17 protein-coding genes are annotated in these 17,799 nt (G+C 36.7%); 15 read left to right on the forward strand and 2 right to left on the reverse strand.

The window, feature by feature from the left end; translation table 11 throughout:
- The first annotated feature begins 4 nt into the window (after positions 1-4).
- The 14 genes from grpE to NFR44_RS01260 all read left to right on the forward strand — a co-directional run bounded on the left by grpE (position 5) and on the right by NFR44_RS01260 (position 14,797).
- Positions 5-583 carry a nucleotide exchange factor GrpE gene (gene grpE, locus NFR44_RS01195; protein ID WP_251440260.1) on the forward strand — a complete coding sequence of 193 codons (579 nt, stop codon included), beginning with the start codon at positions 5-7 and terminating at the stop codon, positions 581-583.
- Between the two features lie 96 nt (positions 584-679).
- Entirely contained in the window at positions 680-2,527 is a 1,848-nt protein-coding gene (gene dnaK / locus NFR44_RS01200) for a molecular chaperone DnaK (protein ID WP_251440263.1), read from the forward strand.
- A gap of 14 nt (positions 2,528-2,541) precedes the next feature.
- Positions 2,542-3,723, forward strand: coding sequence for a molecular chaperone DnaJ (gene dnaJ, locus NFR44_RS01205; protein ID WP_251440266.1), 1,182 nt, complete (start codon positions 2,542-2,544; stop codon positions 3,721-3,723).
- A 10-nt stretch (positions 3,724-3,733) separates the two neighbouring features.
- Positions 3,734-4,588 (forward strand): 50S ribosomal protein L11 methyltransferase, encoded by an 855-nt coding sequence (locus NFR44_RS01210; protein ID WP_251440269.1) that lies wholly within the window; start codon positions 3,734-3,736, stop codon positions 4,586-4,588.
- A 137-nt stretch (positions 4,589-4,725) separates the two neighbouring features.
- Positions 4,726-5,454: an RsmE family RNA methyltransferase gene (locus tag NFR44_RS01215; RefSeq protein ID WP_251440272.1), complete on the forward strand. Its 729-nt coding sequence runs from the start codon at positions 4,726-4,728 to the stop codon at positions 5,452-5,454.
- A gap of 26 nt (positions 5,455-5,480) precedes the next feature.
- Entirely contained in the window at positions 5,481-6,779 is a 1,299-nt protein-coding gene (gene mtaB / locus NFR44_RS01220) for a tRNA (N(6)-L-threonylcarbamoyladenosine(37)-C(2))-methylthiotransferase MtaB (RefSeq protein WP_251440274.1), read from the forward strand.
- 39 nt (positions 6,780-6,818) lie between these two features.
- Positions 6,819-7,163 (forward strand): histidine triad nucleotide-binding protein, encoded by a 345-nt coding sequence (locus NFR44_RS01225; RefSeq protein WP_251440276.1) that lies wholly within the window; start codon positions 6,819-6,821, stop codon positions 7,161-7,163.
- A 131-nt stretch (positions 7,164-7,294) separates the two neighbouring features.
- Positions 7,295-7,474: a 30S ribosomal protein S21 gene (rpsU, locus tag NFR44_RS01230; RefSeq protein ID WP_004695751.1), complete on the forward strand. Its 180-nt coding sequence runs from the start codon at positions 7,295-7,297 to the stop codon at positions 7,472-7,474.
- Between the two features lie 21 nt (positions 7,475-7,495).
- Positions 7,496-7,951, forward strand: a complete 456-nt coding sequence (locus tag NFR44_RS01235) for a GatB/YqeY domain-containing protein (RefSeq protein ID WP_251440278.1) — start codon at positions 7,496-7,498, stop codon at positions 7,949-7,951.
- A gap of 133 nt (positions 7,952-8,084) precedes the next feature.
- Positions 8,085-9,977, forward strand: coding sequence for a type I glutamate--ammonia ligase (locus NFR44_RS01240; protein WP_251440280.1), 1,893 nt, complete (start codon positions 8,085-8,087; stop codon positions 9,975-9,977).
- A gap of 591 nt (positions 9,978-10,568) precedes the next feature.
- A complete protein-coding gene (locus NFR44_RS01245) occupies positions 10,569-12,098 on the forward strand; it encodes an RNA-binding domain-containing protein (RefSeq protein ID WP_251440282.1) in 1,530 nt (509 codons plus the stop codon).
- Positions 12,099-12,178: 80 nt separating this feature from the next.
- The gene (thiD, locus tag NFR44_RS01250) at positions 12,179-12,973 is read left to right on the forward strand and encodes a bifunctional hydroxymethylpyrimidine kinase/phosphomethylpyrimidine kinase (protein ID WP_251440284.1); all 795 of its coding nucleotides are present in this window, start codon (positions 12,179-12,181) and stop codon (positions 12,971-12,973) included.
- Between the two features lie 97 nt (positions 12,974-13,070).
- Entirely contained in the window at positions 13,071-14,627 is a 1,557-nt protein-coding gene (thiE, locus tag NFR44_RS01255; protein ID WP_251440286.1) for a thiamine phosphate synthase, read from the forward strand.
- Between the two features lie 20 nt (positions 14,628-14,647).
- Entirely contained in the window at positions 14,648-14,797 is a 150-nt protein-coding gene (locus tag NFR44_RS01260; protein WP_251440288.1) for a hypothetical protein, read from the forward strand.
- Positions 14,798-14,972: 175 nt separating this feature from the next.
- Here NFR44_RS01260 and NFR44_RS01265 read toward each other — a convergent pair whose 3' ends face one another.
- On the reverse strand, positions 14,973-15,596 hold the full coding sequence (locus NFR44_RS01265; RefSeq protein WP_251440292.1) for a GH25 family lysozyme: 624 nt from the start codon (positions 15,594-15,596) through the stop codon (positions 14,973-14,975).
- Between the two features lie 75 nt (positions 15,597-15,671).
- Positions 15,672-16,205 carry a sigma-70 family RNA polymerase sigma factor gene (locus NFR44_RS01270; RefSeq protein ID WP_277612519.1) on the reverse strand — a complete coding sequence of 178 codons (534 nt, stop codon included), beginning with the start codon at positions 16,203-16,205 and terminating at the stop codon, positions 15,672-15,674.
- A 534-nt stretch (positions 16,206-16,739) separates the two neighbouring features.
- Here NFR44_RS01270 and NFR44_RS01275 point away from each other — a divergent pair.
- Positions 16,740-17,729, forward strand: coding sequence for a hypothetical protein (locus NFR44_RS01275; protein ID WP_251440297.1), 990 nt, complete (start codon positions 16,740-16,742; stop codon positions 17,727-17,729).
- The last annotated feature ends 70 nt before the right edge of the window (positions 17,730-17,799 follow it).

The following is a 17,799-nucleotide window of genomic DNA, read 5'->3' on the forward strand; positions in this document are numbered from 1 at the left end:
CGACATGAAACAAACAGAGGGCCAAGAAACTGTAACAAATGAAGAAGTAACAGCTAATGAACCTGAAGTAACCGTAGAAAGTGCTGAAGATGTAGCTGCTAGTGAAGCTAATGAAGTAAGTGAAGCCGTTAGTGCTGAAGCAGATGCAGTTCAAGAAGCACTGGCAGAAGCAGAAAAACGCTTTGTTCGTTTGCAAGCAGACTTTGATAATTTCAAGCGACGTACCTTGCAGGAAAAAGATCAATTAGCAGGTTTCGTAAAAGCTGATGTTATGAAAGACTTATTTGGCGTTTTAGATAATTTTGAAAGAGCCTTAGCGGCGCCGACTACAGCGGAAACGAAAGCTTTTTTGGATGGCTTTGTAATGATTCACCAAAACTTGATGGCTATGTTAAGTAAACATGGTTTGGCTGTAATTGAAGCTGTGGGGCAACCGTTTGATCCAAATTATCATCAAGCTATTATGCGTGTACCGTCTGATGAATATGAAGATGATATGGTATGCGAAGTGTTGCAAACAGGCTACACTGTAGATGGCAAAACTGTTCGACCAGCTATGGTTAAAGTAGTACATAATGATTAATTCTTAAAAAACGCAAAACTTTAAAATTTATACACTACATTAAAAGAATTAACATGACAATAGATAGAAGTAATAATTAATAGGAGGTCATTTAAAATGGCAAAAGTAATTGGTATTGACTTAGGTACAACAAACTCTGTAGTAGCTGTTATGGAAGGCGGCGAACCAGTAGTTATTACGAACCAAGAAGGTTCTCGTTTAACACCTTCCGTTGTAGGTTTTGCAAAGAATGGGGAACGTTTGGTAGGCCAATTGGCAAAACGTCAGGCTGTATCAAACCCAGATCGCACTATTTCTTCCATTAAACGTCATATGGGTAGCGATTACAAAGTAAAAATTGACGACAAAGATTACACACCACAAGAAATTTCAGCAATGGTTCTGCAAAAATTAAAAGCTGATGCTGAAGCATATCTTGGTGAAAAAGTAACGCAAGCAGTTATTACTGTACCTGCTTACTTTACAGATAGCCAACGTCAGGCAACTAAAGATGCTGGTGCTATTGCTGGTCTTGATGTTCTTCGTATTATCAACGAACCAACAGCAGCGGCTCTTGCTTATGGTGTAGATAAAGACGAAGAAGGCAAAGTGCTTGTATTTGACCTTGGTGGCGGTACTTTTGACGTATCTATCCTTGAACTTGGTGATGGCGTATTTGAAGTAAAAGCTACTAGCGGTAATAACCATTTAGGTGGCGATGACTTTGACCAACGTGTAATGAACTGGTTGATTGAAGAGTTCAAAAAAGATACTGGCATTGACTTGTCTCAAGATAAAATGGCAGATCAACGTTTAAAAGAAGCAGCTGAAAAAGCTAAAATTGAGTTGTCTGGTGTAATGAGCACTAACATTAACTTGCCATTTATTACAGCTGATGCAACTGGTCCTAAACATTTAGATTTAACTTTAACCCGTGCTAAATTTGAAGAATTAACTCATGATCTAGTAGAAGCTACAATTGAACCAACTCGTAAAGCTTTAGCAGACTCTGGTTTAAGTGTTGGCGAAATTGACAAAATCTTATTAGTTGGTGGTTCTTCTCGTATTCCAGCCGTTCAAGAAGCTATCAAACGTGTATTAGGTAAAGAACCTACTAAAAACGTTAATCCTGATGAATGTGTAGCTGTTGGTGCAGCTATCCAAGGTGGCGTACTTGTTGGTGAAGTTAAAGACGTGTTACTTCTTGATGTAACTCCATTGTCTTTAGGTATTGAAACGTTAGGTGGTGTGTTCACTCGTATTATCGATCGTAACACAACTATTCCTACTTCTAAGAGCCAAGTATTCTCTACGGCTGCAGATAATCAACCTTCTGTAGATATTCATGTATTACAAGGTGAACGTGATTTCGCTGCAGATAATAAAACTTTGGGTCGTTTCGAATTAACTGGCATTCCAGCAGCTCCTCGTGGGGTACCTAAAATCGAAGTTACTTTCAATATCGATGCTAACGGTATCGTAAACGTAAAAGCTAAAGATATGGGTACTGGTAAGGAACAAGCGATTACAATTACTTCCTCTGGCGGATTACAACAAGATGAAATTGACCGCATGGTAAAAGAAGCTGAAGCTCATGCTGCGGAAGATAAAGCTAAGAAAGAAGAAATCGAAGTTAAAAACAATGCTGATTCCTTAGTTTACCAAGCTGAAAAAGCAATTAAAGACTTTGAAGGCAAAGCAGATGCTACTACTTTAGAACAAGTAAAAACGGCTAAAGATGCTTTGAAATCTGCAATTGAAGCTGGTAATGTAGAAGACATTAAAGCTAAGAGCGAAGAATTGACAAAACCTTTATATGAATTGTCTACTAAGATGTATGAACAAGCGCAAGCAGCTCAAGATGCTGCTGGTGCGGCTCAAGGCGCTGATGCAGCTGGTGCACAATCTAACGATGATGTGGTAGATGCTGAATATACTGAAGTAAAAGACGATAAAAAAGACTAAGAGGACGGTAACTAATGGCGAAGGATTATTATGACGTCTTAGGGGTCAATAAAAACGCCTCTCAAGATGAAATAAAGAAAGCATTTAGAAAAAAAGCTCGCCAATATCATCCTGACGTAAACCGTGACAATCCAAAAGAGGCCGAAGAGAAATTTAAAGAAGCCAATGAAGCCTATGAAGTATTGTCTGATGAAACTAAACGTTCCCAGTATGACCAGTATGGTCATGAAGCCTTCACGCAAGGTGGAGGCGCTGGGGCCGGTGGTTTCGGCGGCTTTGGCGGTCAAGGTGGTTTTGGCGGATTCGGTGGCCAAGCTGGTGGCTTTGGTGATATTTTTGACATGTTCTTTGGTGGCGGTGGTGGTCAACAAGCCCGTGGTCCTCAAAAAGGGGACGATCTTCGTCATGATGTTGAAATTAGCTTTGAAGATGCCGCCTTTGGTCGCAAGATGACGATTGAAATTCAACGTCATGAAGAATGTGATCATTGTCATGGTACTGGTGGTGAGCCAGGTAGCAAAGTAGATACTTGTACTCGTTGTCATGGTTCTGGACAAGAAACAGTGGTACAAAATACGCCATTTGGTCAGATGCGTTCTGCACGTACTTGTTCAGCTTGTCATGGCTCTGGTAAAAAGATTGAGAAACCATGTAAGACTTGTCATGGCAGTGGTGAAACAGTAGCTCGTCGTAAGATTGAAATTAAAATTCCAGCTGGCGTTGACAGTGGCTCACGTTTGCGTGTAGCGAATGAAGGGGAACCAGGTATTAAAGGTGGCCCTAAAGGTGACTTGTATGTTTACATCTATGTAAAACCTAGTCGTGAATTTGAACGTCAAGGTAATGAAGTTGTGAGTGAAGCTAAGATTACATTTGCTCAAGCTGCTATTGGTGCTACGATTAAGGTTAATACATTAGATGGTAAAGTAGAATTGAAAATCCCTGAAGGTACTCAAACTGGTACTATTTTCCGCTTAAAAGGAAAGGGGATTCCATACTTACGTAATCCAAATCAACGAGGGGATCAACACGTTCGTGTTACTGTGGCAACGCCTAAGAAGTTGACTGATAAACAGCGTGAATTGTTAGTTCAATTTGCAAAAGAAGGCAAAGAAGATGTAACAATTTTGCAGGAGAGTAAGAGCATTTTAGAAAAAATTGGCGACAAAGTAAAAGATGCCTTGAGTCTTGATTAAAGAGGTATATATGAAATGGATTGAAATATCCGTTGCCATTGAAAGAGTAGTCCTTGAAGAAGTGACTACTCTTTTTGATACTATGAGTAGCAACGGTTTTATAGAAGAAGACGTACCGAATGAACCCGATTGGGTACAGATTACCTTATATGGTGATACAGCTAAAAGTGTTGATGAATGGGAACAATGCATTGCCCATGAATTAAAACAAGCCCAGTTTCAGTTTAAAGATTTATATGCGAAAGAAGTAACTGATACAGATTGGTATAATAGTTGGCAACAATATATTGAACCGACTGAAATTTTACCCAATTTAGTGATTCGACCTGCCTGGAAAGAATATATACCAAAAGAGGGTGAACAAGTGATTACGATTGATTCTGATCTTTCTTTTGGAACGGGTGCTCATGAAACAACACAGGCTTGTGCAGAGTTAATGGCAACATATGGCGCTAAGGCAAATACTTGTTTAGATATTGGTACAGGCACAGGCATTTTGCTTTTAGTAGCCCATCAGTTAGGTATTCCTACTTTAATTGGTATTGATATAGACAATAGTGCAGTCGTGCAGGCAGAAATTAATTGTAAAACGAATGGCGTTACTGCACAGCTTATCTGTGGTGATCTGGCTACTGATTTTAAGGGCACTGCTGATTTAATTTTAGCGAATTTGACAGTCGATCCTCTTAAAATGTTATTACCGACGATTAGTGAAAAGTTAGCTCCTAAGGGGACACTGATTATTAGTGGTATCATTGATGAGCGTTACGAAGAGATTAAGCCATATATTGTCGAGCATTGGCAGATTGTGGAAGAAATAGTTAAAGGTAGCTGGCATACATTTGCCTTAACACATAAGTCATAATTGGAGGAACCTCCTGTGCAAGAACTTATTGTTCTTGTGTAGGAGGTTTTTCCCATAGAGAAACATCGATAAACATGGTATACTAATATGTAACTCTATTTGAGGGGGCTATTGACATTGCAAGAAAGGAGTATTTAATGAAGAAGATATTTATTTCCACTCCATTAGATACTGAAATAATAATACCTAAAGAAACAACGCATCATTTACTGACTGTGTTTCGTCATAATGTAGCCAAGCCAATTCGTGTAAGTAATAACGATGGTGGTACGGCTACCTATCGCATTTTAGATGTGGTAGATGGTGAAGCTAGAGCTGAGCGAGTTGGTGATGTAGATACTACATCACCGGGCGATGTGGAAGTAGTGCTGGTACAAGCTTTTTTAAAAGCTGACAAATTAGAATGGGTGCTACAAAAGGCAACGGAACTTAATGTTCACACTGTATATGCTGTCCCTATGAAACATTGTGTAGTTCAATACAAAGCCGATAAATTGCCACAAAAGGTAGAGCGTTGGCAAAAAATTATGAAAGAAGCTTCTCAGCAATGTGGACGGGAACAATTGCCAAAGCTAGAGATTATGCAAAATATAAGTGAAGTGTTAACGGCTGAAGCAAAACGTGGAACACGCTTTTTGGTCGCTTATGAGAATGAAGCAAGTCATACTTTGAAAGAAGCATTGCAACAAGATGACTCACAACGCGTGCTTATCATCATCGGCCCAGAAGGTGGATTAAGTGAAAGCGAAGTTTCTCTAATGATGGACTTAGGTGCTGATGTAGTAACGCTTGGTAGTACCATTTTACGAGCTGAAACGGCAGCTATTAGTGCAGTGAGTATGTTGCAATACGAGTTAAATATGTAAATTGAGAGGAGTTAATCAAAAAAATAATGAAAACAGTAGCATTTACTACCTTAGGTTGTCGCGTTAATCAATATGATACGGACGCTATGCGTGGTTTATTTATACAAAAGGGCTATGAGCCTGTAGATTTTGATGAAAAAGCGGATATTTACGTAATTAATACTTGCTCTGTTACTAATATGGGCGAACGAAAATCACGTCAACTCATTCGCAAAGCTAAACGTACAAATGAAGATGCCTATATTATCGTAACAGGCTGTTATGCGCAGTTAGCACCTGATGCGATTGCAGCTATTGAAGGGGTAAATCTTGTCATTGGCACAAATAATCGTCATCAAGTTGTAGAATTAGTAGAACAATTAGAATCTACAGAAAAACAGATTAGCATTGTTCGTAATATTATGGAACAAGCTACATTTGAAGAAATGCCTTTGTATGGTAATGAAATCGATAAGGCTCGCGCCTTCATGAAAATTCAAGAAGGTTGTAATAATTATTGTACTTTCTGTATCATTCCTTATACTCGAGGGAAATTAAAATCTCGCCGTATTGAAGATATTGTGAAAGAAGCGAAGCGCCTAGTAGCGCACGGTTACCATGAAATTGTATTGACTGGTATTCATTTGGGGAATTATGGTATTGAATTACCAGAAAAACCAAATTTAGCTCAAGTAGTGAAAGCTTTACTTGAAATTCCTGAATTACAGCGTATTCGATTAGGTTCCATTGAATCCGTAGAAGTTTCGGAAGAATTAGTCGATTTAATGGCAAAAGAGCCACGTTTCTGTACGCATTTACATTTGCCATTACAAGCTGGCTCTGATCATATTTTGAAATTGATGAATCGTCATTATACGTTACAAGAGTTTAAGGATTTAATTACTCGGCTTCGTAGTCGTATTCCTAATTTGGCAATTACTACTGACATTATAGCGGGTTTCCCTGGAGAAACGGATGAAGATTTCGAAGAAACCATGAAGACGGTTGAAGAAATTGGGTTCACTCATATTCACGCGTTTCCTTATTCAAAACGGGAAGGCACACCAGCAGCCGTTATGGAAGATCAAGTTCCAGAAGCCGTAAAGAAAACACGGGTAGCACTTTTGAATACTTTGGGGCAAAAAGGCTTAGTTAAATTTGCCGAGTCAATGATAGGCAAGCCAGCTCAAATCTTGATTGAGCGTGAAGAAGATGGCTATTATCTAGGCTTTACTAATGAATATATTCACGGTAAAATAAAGAAAGACGAAAGTTCTTATGAAGTGGGCACAATTATTGGTGGTACGGTAGTAGCCCTTGACGGTGAAACAGTTATCATTGAATAAATGTACACATTGTATTAATTTATTAAGGAGCGATGACACATGAGTGATTGCATTTTTTGTAAAATTATTAATGGTGAAATTCCTTGTAACAAAGTATTAGAAAATGATAAGTTCTTAGCATTTCATGATATTAATCCTGTAACAAAAGTGCATGTCTTAGTGATTCCTAAAAATCACGTAGCTAATATTGCACATTTAACTGATGAAAAAGTTGAATATGTAGAAGGAATTCTACCATTTATTAAAGAAGTAACAAAAGAGTTAGGCTTAGCTGCTGATGGTTATCGTGTAGTATTTAATACTGGTGCAAAAGCTGGACAGACAGTATTCCATTTACATGCTCATATTTTAGGTGGCCAAGAATTAGGATGGCCAGAAATCTAAAAAAATGTATATAAATACAGCGCATAATGACCTTCTAATATTGACAAACATAGTGTCAAATATTATAATATCTTTATGTGCGTATAGTAAATACCTGCACTTCCATCGAATAATTGGAGGGAGGGATATAGATGTCTGAAATTAAAGTCGGTAAAAATGAAACGCTTGAAAGTGCTCTTCGCCGTTTTAAACGCTCCTGCCAAAAAGCGGGTGTTTTGTCTGAAGTAAGAAAACGCGAACACTATGAAAAACCAAGCGTGAAAAGAAAGAAAAAATCTGAGGCTGCACGTAAGCGCAAATTCAGAGCGTAAGATTTATCTTGGAGGCACGGTATGTCCTTAAAAGAACAGTTAAAGGCGGATATGAAAGAAGCCATGAAAGCACGTGAAGCGGGCAAAGTGGCATTAGGCGTTATTCGCATGGTTAACGGAGCAATTAAAAATACGGAAATTAACGAAAAGCGCGAGCTTAGCGATACAGATATACTTGGTATTTTGGCGAAAGAAATGAAAATGCGTCAAGATTCACTGGCTGAGTTTGAAAAAGGTCAGCGTGATGATCTCGTAGATCAGACTAAAGAGGAAATGGAAATATTGAAGAAATATTTACCAGCCCAACTTAGTGAAAACGAGATTCGCACTATCGTAGTAAATGCTATTAACAGCTTAACGGCCCCTGTTAAAATGGGTGATGTTATGGGCAAAGTAATGCCTGAAACAAAAGGTAGAGCTGATGGCAAACTTGTGAATATGATTGTTCGTGAAGAAATTGCAAAGGTTAACGGTTAACCTGTTGTTGACATACTAATGTGAGTATGTTAATATACCTTTAAAGATAATAACTGGTCAATGAAGGCTCCTTGAGCATTGCTAATTCAGCAGTGCTAAGGGGTCTTTTTGCTTATAACAAGGAGGAAGTATTATGTCAAACGAATTATTGTACTATATTCCCGCTGGTCAATATGGTAAAGAAGGGGTATTAGCATTACTAGAGCAACATCCTGAAATTAAATTTGTATCTTTAGTAGGTGTTGATTTGGCTGGTAATGACACAGATGAAAAAATTCCAATTGCTATGTTCTTTGATGATTATGAATCTTTCTTTGAAGGTCGTGCTGTACAGACTGATGGTTCCTCTGTTGTATTGACCGGCATTGCTACATTAAATAATGCTCGTGTAGATATTTGGGGTGATCCAAGTGTTAACTGGTTTGTAGATTATAACTATGAAAACATCGATCCAGCTACTGGATTACCAACAGGAACACTTCGTATTCCTGCTTTCTTAAAACACTGTGATCGTTACGTTGACTCTCGTTCCATCTTAAAAGAAACACTAGATTTTGTAAAAGTAGAATTAATGACTTTACTCAAAAACAATGCAGTTAAAGGCATGGAACATGTAAATGTTGACGATATTGCTGACTTAGTATTTACGACTGCTACAGAATTAGAGTTTTGGGTAAAAACACCATCCAAAGTAGTAAGTACTAAAGAGTTATCCACATCTCAAAAACTACAAGAACAATACTGGCAACGTACACATGGTGCGGTTCGTACCGCTATGGAACAAGCTGTAGAAATGCTTGATGCTTATGGCTTAAATGCTGAAATGGGGCATAAAGAAGTAGGTGGCGTTAAAGGTAAAATTGATGACGAAGGTCATATGGATCATGTATTAGAGCAACTTGAAATCGACTGGAAATATACTAGCAATCCATTGCAAACTGCCGATAATGAATTACAAGCTCGAATCATTGTTCGTGAAGTATTCCGTGAAAACGGACTTGATGTTACTTTCCAAGCAAAACCAATTATTGGCGTAGCTGGTTCTGGAGAACATACTCATTTTGGCTTGATGGCTAAAATGAAAAATGGTAAAATGGTCAATCTTTTCAGCCCGGAAGACATGAAAAAAGCCTTCTTAAGCCCATTAGGTATCGGTGCGATTATGGGTCTTTTGAAAAACTATGAAGTTATCAACCCATTTATTACATCTACAACCGACTCTTTAAACCGTTTAAAACCAGGCTTTGAAGCACCAATCTGTATTGTAACGTCCTTAGGTAATCAACCTGATGAGCCAAGCCGTAACCGTACTATTCTTTGTGGTTTAATTCGTGATATTGATAATCCAATGGCGACTCGTTTTGAACTTCGCTCGCCAAATCCATATACTAATACATATACGGCTATTGCTTTAATTTATTCCGCCGTTTTAGATGGTTTACGTTATGTCATTACATCGGGCAAAACGCCAGACGCTTTATTAGCTGAATTATCTAAAAAGCCAGAAGACAGTGCTGATTATTTAGAAACTGGTCGTGCGTATCGTTCTGAAAAGAATGTATTTGATGATTATACAGAAGAAGAACGAAATAGCATGTATGGTGTTCCACCAGCTACTGTATGGGAAAACATCTTAGGCTATAAAAACAATCCAGTTAAAGTAGACGCTTTGGTTAATGGTGGTGCCTTTGCTAAAGATTTAATGGAATCCTTTATTGCAGGTATTTTAAATCGTTGGAAATTAGAATTAATCAATCGTTTAATTCCTGCCAATATTAATACAATCCGTGCTATGAAACCAATTCATGGGGATGATAGTTTTGATACATCACGCTGGGATGTAATCAATGAAATGCGATATTACCTTGCAAAAGATACAGGCGCAGAAACGTCTTTATTTACTCGTATCTCGCAAGCAATTATTGCTGGTGATTATGATACAGCTTCAAAATTACAAGTTGAAATGAATGAAAAAATGCTCGAATTAGAGGCAAAATACGCAGAATATGCGCGTAATGTTCTTTAATTTGTAGGTTAAGTAAAAAGTAATAGGTTCCCACACTACTCCGAGTTCTAACGAACAAGTCGTAGTTAAGGGAACCTATTACTTTTTTTGCGTTAAACATTATATTAAAATAAAGTCTATTACGCTGAGTATTCTGGTGTATTTTAGGGGAAAGAGAGAGGTTCCCACACTACTCCGAGTTTTGACGAACAAGTCGTAGTTAAGGGAACCTATTACTTTTTTGCGTTAAACGCTATATTAAAATAAAGTCTATTACGCTGAGTATTCTGGTGTATTTTAGGGGGAGGAGAGAGGTTCCCACACTACTCCGAGTTCTAACAAACAAGTCGTAGTTAAGGGAACCTATTACTTTTTTACATTGAACGTTATATTAATATAAAGCGTATTATGCTGAGTATTCTGATGTATTTTAGGGGGAGGAGAGAGGTTCCCACACTACTCTGAGTTCTAACGAACAAGTCGTAGTTAAGGGAACCTATTACTTTTTATTTTCTGTATTAATTCTATATACTTTCTGTATAATATCTATATACTTATTAAAGAGAGAGAGGTATAATAAAGATATAGTTAGGTGAATTGAGGTGATTTTACATGAAAGATTATAAGAAAATAATTATAGATTTAATAGAAAATGCTAATGAAGGTGAATGGTTTGAATTTAAAGAGAATTGGTATGAGCCAAATCAATTAGGGGAATATATATCTGCTTTAGCTAATGCAGCGGCTATGTGCAATAAATCTTATGGTTATTTAATATGGGGGATTAGTGATTATAACCATGACGTAGTTGGGACTACCTTTGATTTTACAATAGCTGTTAATGGTGAGCCTTTAGAGCATTTTTTAGCAAGACAATTAACACCAGATACGGCATTTAGATTTCATGAGATTTCCTTTTTGAATAAGCGATTGGTTATTATGGAAGTACCAAGAGCTACTAAAACTCCTGTTTCATTTAAAAATAACCGATTTATAAGAATCGGATCCAGTAAAGTTAATTTGTTAAAATATCCTGAGAGAGAAGCCACTTTATTTGAAAAATTACGTCGAGATGGAATGTCTTTAAAAAATATGGTTGCTGAATATCAAGATTTACAATTTACTAGCTTGTTTAATTATTATAGCGGAGTAGGTATAAAGCTTAACCTTGATACGTTTGACGTTACGTTGGGATTACGAACAGATGACGGGCAATATAATATGCTTGCTCAATTATTATCAGATAATTCTCATATTCCAATTAGGGTATCAGTATTTTCTGGAAATACTAAAGAAGCACCCTTATATATGGTTAAAGAATTTGGTAATCGTTGTTTATTAGTTTCAGTAACGCAAATTCTTGAATATGGGGATGTATTGAATATTATGCAAGCAGATGAGCGGCGCAGAGTAGCGATTCGCAAAGATGTTCCTTTGTTTAATAGTAATGCTTATAGAGAAGCGATAATTAATGCTTTTGTACATAATAAATGGACTGATGGTAATGCGCCTATGATAAGTGTGCTTTCAGATAGAATTGAAATTTTATCACGAGGTACATTAGCTGCTAAGCAAACTAAAGAAGGCTTTTTCAATGGTGCCTCAGTACCTGTTAATACTGAATTAGCGAATATTTTTTTACAACTTCGTGTAAGCGAACGTTCTGGACGAGGGGTTCCTACCATTATTGATGCATATAGTAGGGATGTATTTACTTTTAGTGAAAATACGATAACTGTAACATTGCCTTTTAATAGAATTTCTACGTATCAAGTGTCAGAGCCTATATCTCTTTATGGAATGAATTCTTATAAAAACCATATTTATAATATAAACTCTGAAAAAGAAGAGTTACTAAAAATTAAGTATAAGCAAGGCATTGAAACTGATGAAGGTAAAAAATTTTTACATACTATATCAGTGTTGCCTCTACTGAATAAAACAAGGTTAGCCATATTAGAGCATATGGCACGAGATCCTTTTATAACACAAAAGCAGTTAACTGAATTATTATCAATTAGTATAGCTACGGTTGCTAATAATATTGCTTTTTTGAAAGCAAATAGCTATGTTACACGTATAGGACCAGATCGAGGTGGTTATTGGCAGGTTTGTCAAAATCCACAGAATGACGTAAAATAAGACTAAGTATTGGGTTCTACAGTATTACGTTTCAGCAATAAATTAAGGAGAGTTTATTGCTAGAGTAATTGGAGGACAACATGAAACAAAATATCTTTCCTACAGCGTTAACGATTGCAGGAACTGATCCATCAGGTGGCGCAGGTATTATGGCTGATTTGAAATCGTTTCAGGCTAGAGATGTATATGGCTTGGCCGTAGTAACGAGTGTAGTAGCACAAAACACTATGGGTGTACGAATGATTCAAAATATAGATTTACCTGTATTAGACGAACAATTGGCTTGTGTATTTGATGACATTCCACCAGCAGCATTGAAAACAGGTATGATAGCTAATGTGGATATGATGCATATTATCCGTAAATATGTAGATGGTTCTGTGCCGTATGTAATGGATCCAGTTATGGTAGCTACCAGTGGTGATCACTTAATTGATCAGCAAGCATGGGATCAATTTAAAGCGGAATTAATGCCAGTGGCTACTTTGGTGACCCCAAATTTATCAGAAGCTGAATATTTGGTAGGCTTTAGCATTGAGACGGAAAGTGAATTGGAAAAAGCGGCACAAGTTATTTTACATGAAATGGGACCTAAGGCTGTTATTATGAAAGGTGGCCATTTTGGTGAAACAGCGAAAGATTATTTATATATAAAAGGTGAGTCATGCATTACTTATGAAAGTCCACGCTTTGATACACCACACACTCATGGTACAGGTTGCACATTTTCAGCAGTAATTACCGCTGAATTAAGTAAAGGAAAGTCATTGCCAGAGGCCGTAGGCATTGGTAAAGAGTTTATAACTAAGGCTATTAAAGAAAATCCTGGTCTAGGAAAAGGACACGGGCCGGTTAATCATACGATTAAGTTATGATTTTCTAATTTATTTAGTTTTCTAGTTTATTTAGTTTTTTAGCTTATTTAGTTAATAGAGTGTTGGGTTGCTACGAGATATAGAAAGAAGACATATTATGAAATATATAGCAGCATTGAGGGAGAAAAATCCTCTGGTTATCTGCTTAACTAACGATGTGGTAAAGAATTTTACTGCAAATGGTTTGCTAGCTGTTGGTGCATCGCCGGCAATGAGTTCTTGTATAGAAGATTTGCGTGATTTATTGCCTCATGCACAGGCCTTATTAGTAAATATTGGCACGGTAAATCCGGAATTAGCAGCTTTTTATAAAAAGGCAGTAGCTCTTGCTAATGAATTAAATGTGCCCGTTGTATTGGATCCTGTTGCTTGCAGCGCAGGGCCATTTCGACGAAACATTGCCCTTGATTTATTATTAGAACATAAAATTACTTTGCTCCGCGGTAATGCGGGTGAAATAGCGTCATTAGTACAGGCGAAACAGGAATTAGACGTGGCTAATGGACGTAATTTTGAAATAACACAGGCTAAAGACATTACGGCGGTAAGCTCTAAAGGCGTAGATAGTGCTGGCGTGGCTAAACCTGGTATGTTAGCGACACAGTGTGCGAAGGCCTTTAATGTACTTACTGTAGTAACGGGTCCCATAGATGGTATTTCCAATGGAGTCAAGACGATTGAAATAACTAATGGGTCTTCTATGATGCCACTTGTAGTGGGGACAGGTTGTTTGTTAGGTGGATTTTTAGCAGCCTTTATTGGCTCTACTTCAACTTCTATGGAATTTAATCTGTCTTCTGACAATGCTACTGATGAAGATTTGTTTTCGCGTACTTTGTGGGGGCTAACTGCGTATTCAGTAGCTGCTGAAATGGCTGCTGAAAATTGTAAGGCTATATATCGACAAGTAGAGCCAGGCAGTTTTCAAATAGAGTTTCTAAATGCCTTATATGGTATTACCGATGATGTTGTAACAAATCGCAAGAACTGGCAAATGGTATTTAACCGCAGCCAGTTAGCAGTATATTTTATTTGTGGCACACAGGATTTTAAAGGAACTCAAAATTCTGAAGAAGCTGCTTTGATTTGTATAGAAACAGCATTGCAAGCAGGCATTACAATGTTTCAGCTTCGTGAAAAAGGTGAGGACTCTTTACAAGGCGAAGCTAAACTGGAGTTTGCTAAAAAGGTACAAACTCTTTGTCAAAATTACCAAGTGCCATTCGTTATGAATGATGATATGGCGTTAGCGGAACAATTAAATGTTGATGGTGTTCATATTGGACAAGAGGATGATTCAATTGAAAGCGTTCGGCAACGATTCTCTAATAAGATTATTGGTTTATCGATTCATTCACCAGAAGAATATAGTCACTCAAGAGTAGATTTGGCTGATTATATTGGGGTAGGACCGGTATATGGCACACAGTCAAAAGGTGATGCTAAAGCACCTATAGGGCCAGAAGGCATTCAAGCCGTACGCAATGTAGATTCAGAGATCCCTATTGTAGCTATTGGTGGGATTACAGCGGAAACGACAGCTATTATTCGAAATCATGGTGCCGATGGTGTATCCGTAATTTCGGCTATTACAAAAGCTAGTAATGTAGTTGAAGTTGTGAAACAATTTAGAGAAGCAATAAAAAAGAGATAAAGATAGTATAAAACACATCCTTGAAGGATTCCGTAGCAGCAAGCAATGCTGAAAATCAATCCTTGAAACAAGAAGTGGCTGGTCAAAAAGCTGAATTACAGGCACAACGTCAAGAATTAGAAGCTCAACGTGAACAAATTAAATTGCTCATGGAACGCTTAGGTATGTAATTGAAGGCTAATTAAATATAAAACTGTCCAGTATGGCAAGTTTGTATATTGACAACGTAATATACTGTTAGTTTAGTAAAATCACATATCATAAAGATAATAAAGGAGACTGTAGAATGCTTCGGCGCTCTACAGTCTCCTTATTATATATGGGGGTTTTCCTAGTTCTTTACTATCAATTGAACAATATATTACCGTCAAATAAAGCATCATCAATGGCAAGTGAATTAGAATACTGCCACATATGTGCAGTAGGCCAATCACAAGTAGTATTATATTGCGCACACCATTGAGGACGGCTTAATTGAGAGGTATCTAGATTGTTAAGCCACCAATCTAAATTGGCATAAATACCTGTGAAGGTATAGCCTGTTTGCCATAAGTGATTGACGAAGGTACTTGCTATATTAGTGATTTCTTGTTTTTGATACCCTTTGACTTCACAAGCCGTTAAGATACTTGGGTCTTCTAGGTCATACCATACGCCCATAGGAAGTTTAGCGAGGGGAAGTCCACAATCTAATAAGGTTTTACTTACATAGTGGGCCTCTAGGGCAGCTAGATCACAATTTGTAGCATAGCTATAATAATAAATACCTATAGATATACCAGCCGCAATAGCAGTGTTAACATGATCATAAAATAAGGAGTCTAAGTGCCCCTGACCATAGCCAAGGCGGATAATGGCAAATATTACGCCTGCTTTTTTGACCGCATTCCAATTTATGGCTCCATTATGCTCGCTAATATCTATGCCTAAGCTATACTTTATACTAGGTCTATTTATGTTACTATTCATGTGAGTTTTCGCCTTCTTTTTAGTGTATATTTCTTACAAATAATGGTTAATCCTGATTTATGTTGTTTATTAATACTATTCATTAAAAAAGACTGTCAAAGCGGTAAGGGCACGATTTTTATGTTGTTGCATTGCTTGACGACTGATACCATGTTGGCGTGCTAATTCTGACAGGGAAATACCTTTCACATAGTATGCGTATAATAAGGCTTGTTGTGGCTTGGGTAAGCGATGAAAGGCTTTAGTAATTCGTGTTTTATTTTCATGTGCTAATACTGTATCCTCAGCACTCACCGTTGGGTCTAGAATATCTTCAAAGGTCATGGCTGTGTCTTCGCCATCTGTAGATATATTCATAATAAATGACTCATGTTGCCATTGACGGCGTAATTTTTTAAAGGCGTTATACTGTCCATACCGAATTCGACTTTGTACAAAGCCTGAAAAGGGAACGGAGCCTTTGGTGTTATATTCTTTAATGGCGCGGATAAATAGTTCCCATAAAAGATTTTCCATATCAGCGGACTCACATTTTACAGCTGTTACATGGGCATATTTGCGAATCAACCCTTTATACTGATGACAAAGTTTAGTTAAAAGCTTTTTTATTGCCTTGTTGTGCTAATGTAATATATTTTGTTTCATAAAATGGTTCTGTCATTATATCTCCTTTATATTAATGACTAATTTTGAATAAAAGGTGATTGCAATCACAATTAACAGTATAGTATTGTGAATATTTTGCTGCAATCGTCTAAATTTTTCCTTTGAACAAAAAATTCTATACCAAAAAATTTATTTTTGCACATATTTAATAGAATTTGCTTAGTAATATAGGAGTTTGATAGCAGGGAGATATAAATAATCTTAATTAAGGATAGAACTTGTTAACTTTACCTTTAGAAACAGGTCTATGGCTATACATATATGTAATAATCACAAAAGGATGGTTCTTTGCAGCATTATATCTAGTTTACTGGTCAACATCTTTGACTTAAATAGCACAGTTGACGTGTTTTTTAATAAAAGTTCCTTTATTTTTACATATTTTATTTCGTTAATAAATATTTTAAGGCCATATTATGAATTACAATTTAAAAAACTTACCATCTATATTAATTTTTGTAAGGAAGTGTTATAAATATGTCTGAATCTATAATTGAGACTGCTAATGATAGAACTCGATTTATTGATGGTGGTAAAGATTTCATAATTCCTCAATATATTCATTTTTTCTTACTTATGTTAGAGGATTTATTGGAAGAATCATTACAAGATAAAGCTATTATTCCTCAGTTGATGGCACCATTTAATAAGGGCTATCTTGAAGTGGTAGCGTATTTAAAAGAGAATTCCTATTCCCGTCGTCATGTAGATGAGGTAGTGGAGATATTTAACCAAGGTTATTTTTTAGTGTTAGAAAGACCCCATAGGCTGACGGCTAAGGGGAAGGTAAAGTTTGAGCTATATGGACATATTATCATTAGTAAATTATGTCACTTAGTTCGTTATGAACAGCGATATTTATTTCATCACACCAGTGCTACTACAATGCTTGCGGTGTATTCCTGGCAAGATTTATTTAAAGTAACAAATCTAAAAATGGATGACTGTACTTGTAAATCAAAGGAAAATCCAGAATTTAGTTGTGGTGATATGTATGTTAATGGTTGTCAATACAGTGTAAAACTTATTCACACAATATTGGTGTCCCTCTATTGTGAAAGTTCGTTTAATTCTCATAATAATATAAAACATCTTATATATCGAGTTTTACAACTTCATGAAGGTATATATAGATTAGACAATTTAGCAGTTTTTATCTCAAAGAAAGTGAAGATTCAGCGAGCACATATTCGGCGTGAATTAATGTATGTGCAATATCAATATAAAATGTTTGAAAAATCCTTAGCAAAGATTTTGACTCGAAGCATAATTAGTACACAATATACGCAAGTGGCACAACAATTAAAAAGTTTGGCGATTAATACTATAGCACTTCAATGGGGCTTATACTTTTTAACTTTACTTTACGGAAGTGCTTATATTGATCAAAGGGGGAATATAAAAATACATAGAAGTAGTGAAACAAAGGGGCATCTGGTTTCACCACTTGCAGAATCCTATAAATGATAGTATAATCAACTATAGAAATAGTAGTCATTACAAGTTTACAAAACTTGTAATTAAGTATTATTTTTAC

This window comes from Veillonella intestinalis (genome assembly GCF_943193155.1).
In the GTDB taxonomy this organism is placed as follows: Bacteria; Bacillota; Negativicutes; order Veillonellales; family Veillonellaceae; genus Veillonella_A; species Veillonella_A intestinalis.

Bases quoted from the DNA above. Each gene is read 5' to 3' on its own strand.
- NFR44_RS01275 (WP_251440297.1), top strand. From the start codon at position 16,740: ATGTCTGAATCTATAATTGAGACTGCTAATGATAGAACTCGATTTATT.
- rpsU (WP_004695751.1), top strand. From the start codon at position 7,295: ATGTCTGAAATTAAAGTCGGTAAAAATGAAACGCTTGAAAGTGCTCTT.
- mtaB (WP_251440274.1), top strand. From the start codon at position 5,481: ATGAAAACAGTAGCATTTACTACCTTAGGTTGTCGCGTTAATCAATAT.
- grpE (WP_251440260.1), top strand. From the start codon at position 5: ATGAAACAAACAGAGGGCCAAGAAACTGTAACAAATGAAGAAGTAACA.
- NFR44_RS01240 (WP_251440280.1), top strand. From the start codon at position 8,085: ATGTCAAACGAATTATTGTACTATATTCCCGCTGGTCAATATGGTAAA.
- NFR44_RS01245 (WP_251440282.1), top strand. From the start codon at position 10,569: ATGAAAGATTATAAGAAAATAATTATAGATTTAATAGAAAATGCTAAT.
- NFR44_RS01210 (WP_251440269.1), top strand. From the start codon at position 3,734: ATGAAATGGATTGAAATATCCGTTGCCATTGAAAGAGTAGTCCTTGAA.
- NFR44_RS01215 (WP_251440272.1), top strand. From the start codon at position 4,726: ATGAAGAAGATATTTATTTCCACTCCATTAGATACTGAAATAATAATA.
- dnaJ (WP_251440266.1), top strand. From the start codon at position 2,542: ATGGCGAAGGATTATTATGACGTCTTAGGGGTCAATAAAAACGCCTCT.
- dnaK (WP_251440263.1), top strand. From the start codon at position 680: ATGGCAAAAGTAATTGGTATTGACTTAGGTACAACAAACTCTGTAGTA.
- NFR44_RS01225 (WP_251440276.1), top strand. From the start codon at position 6,819: ATGAGTGATTGCATTTTTTGTAAAATTATTAATGGTGAAATTCCTTGT.
- thiD (WP_251440284.1), top strand. From the start codon at position 12,179: ATGAAACAAAATATCTTTCCTACAGCGTTAACGATTGCAGGAACTGAT.
- thiE (WP_251440286.1), top strand. From the start codon at position 13,071: ATGAAATATATAGCAGCATTGAGGGAGAAAAATCCTCTGGTTATCTGC.
- NFR44_RS01265 (WP_251440292.1), bottom strand. From the start codon at position 15,596: ATGAATAGTAACATAAATAGACCTAGTATAAAGTATAGCTTAGGCATA.
- NFR44_RS01235 (WP_251440278.1), top strand. From the start codon at position 7,496: ATGTCCTTAAAAGAACAGTTAAAGGCGGATATGAAAGAAGCCATGAAA.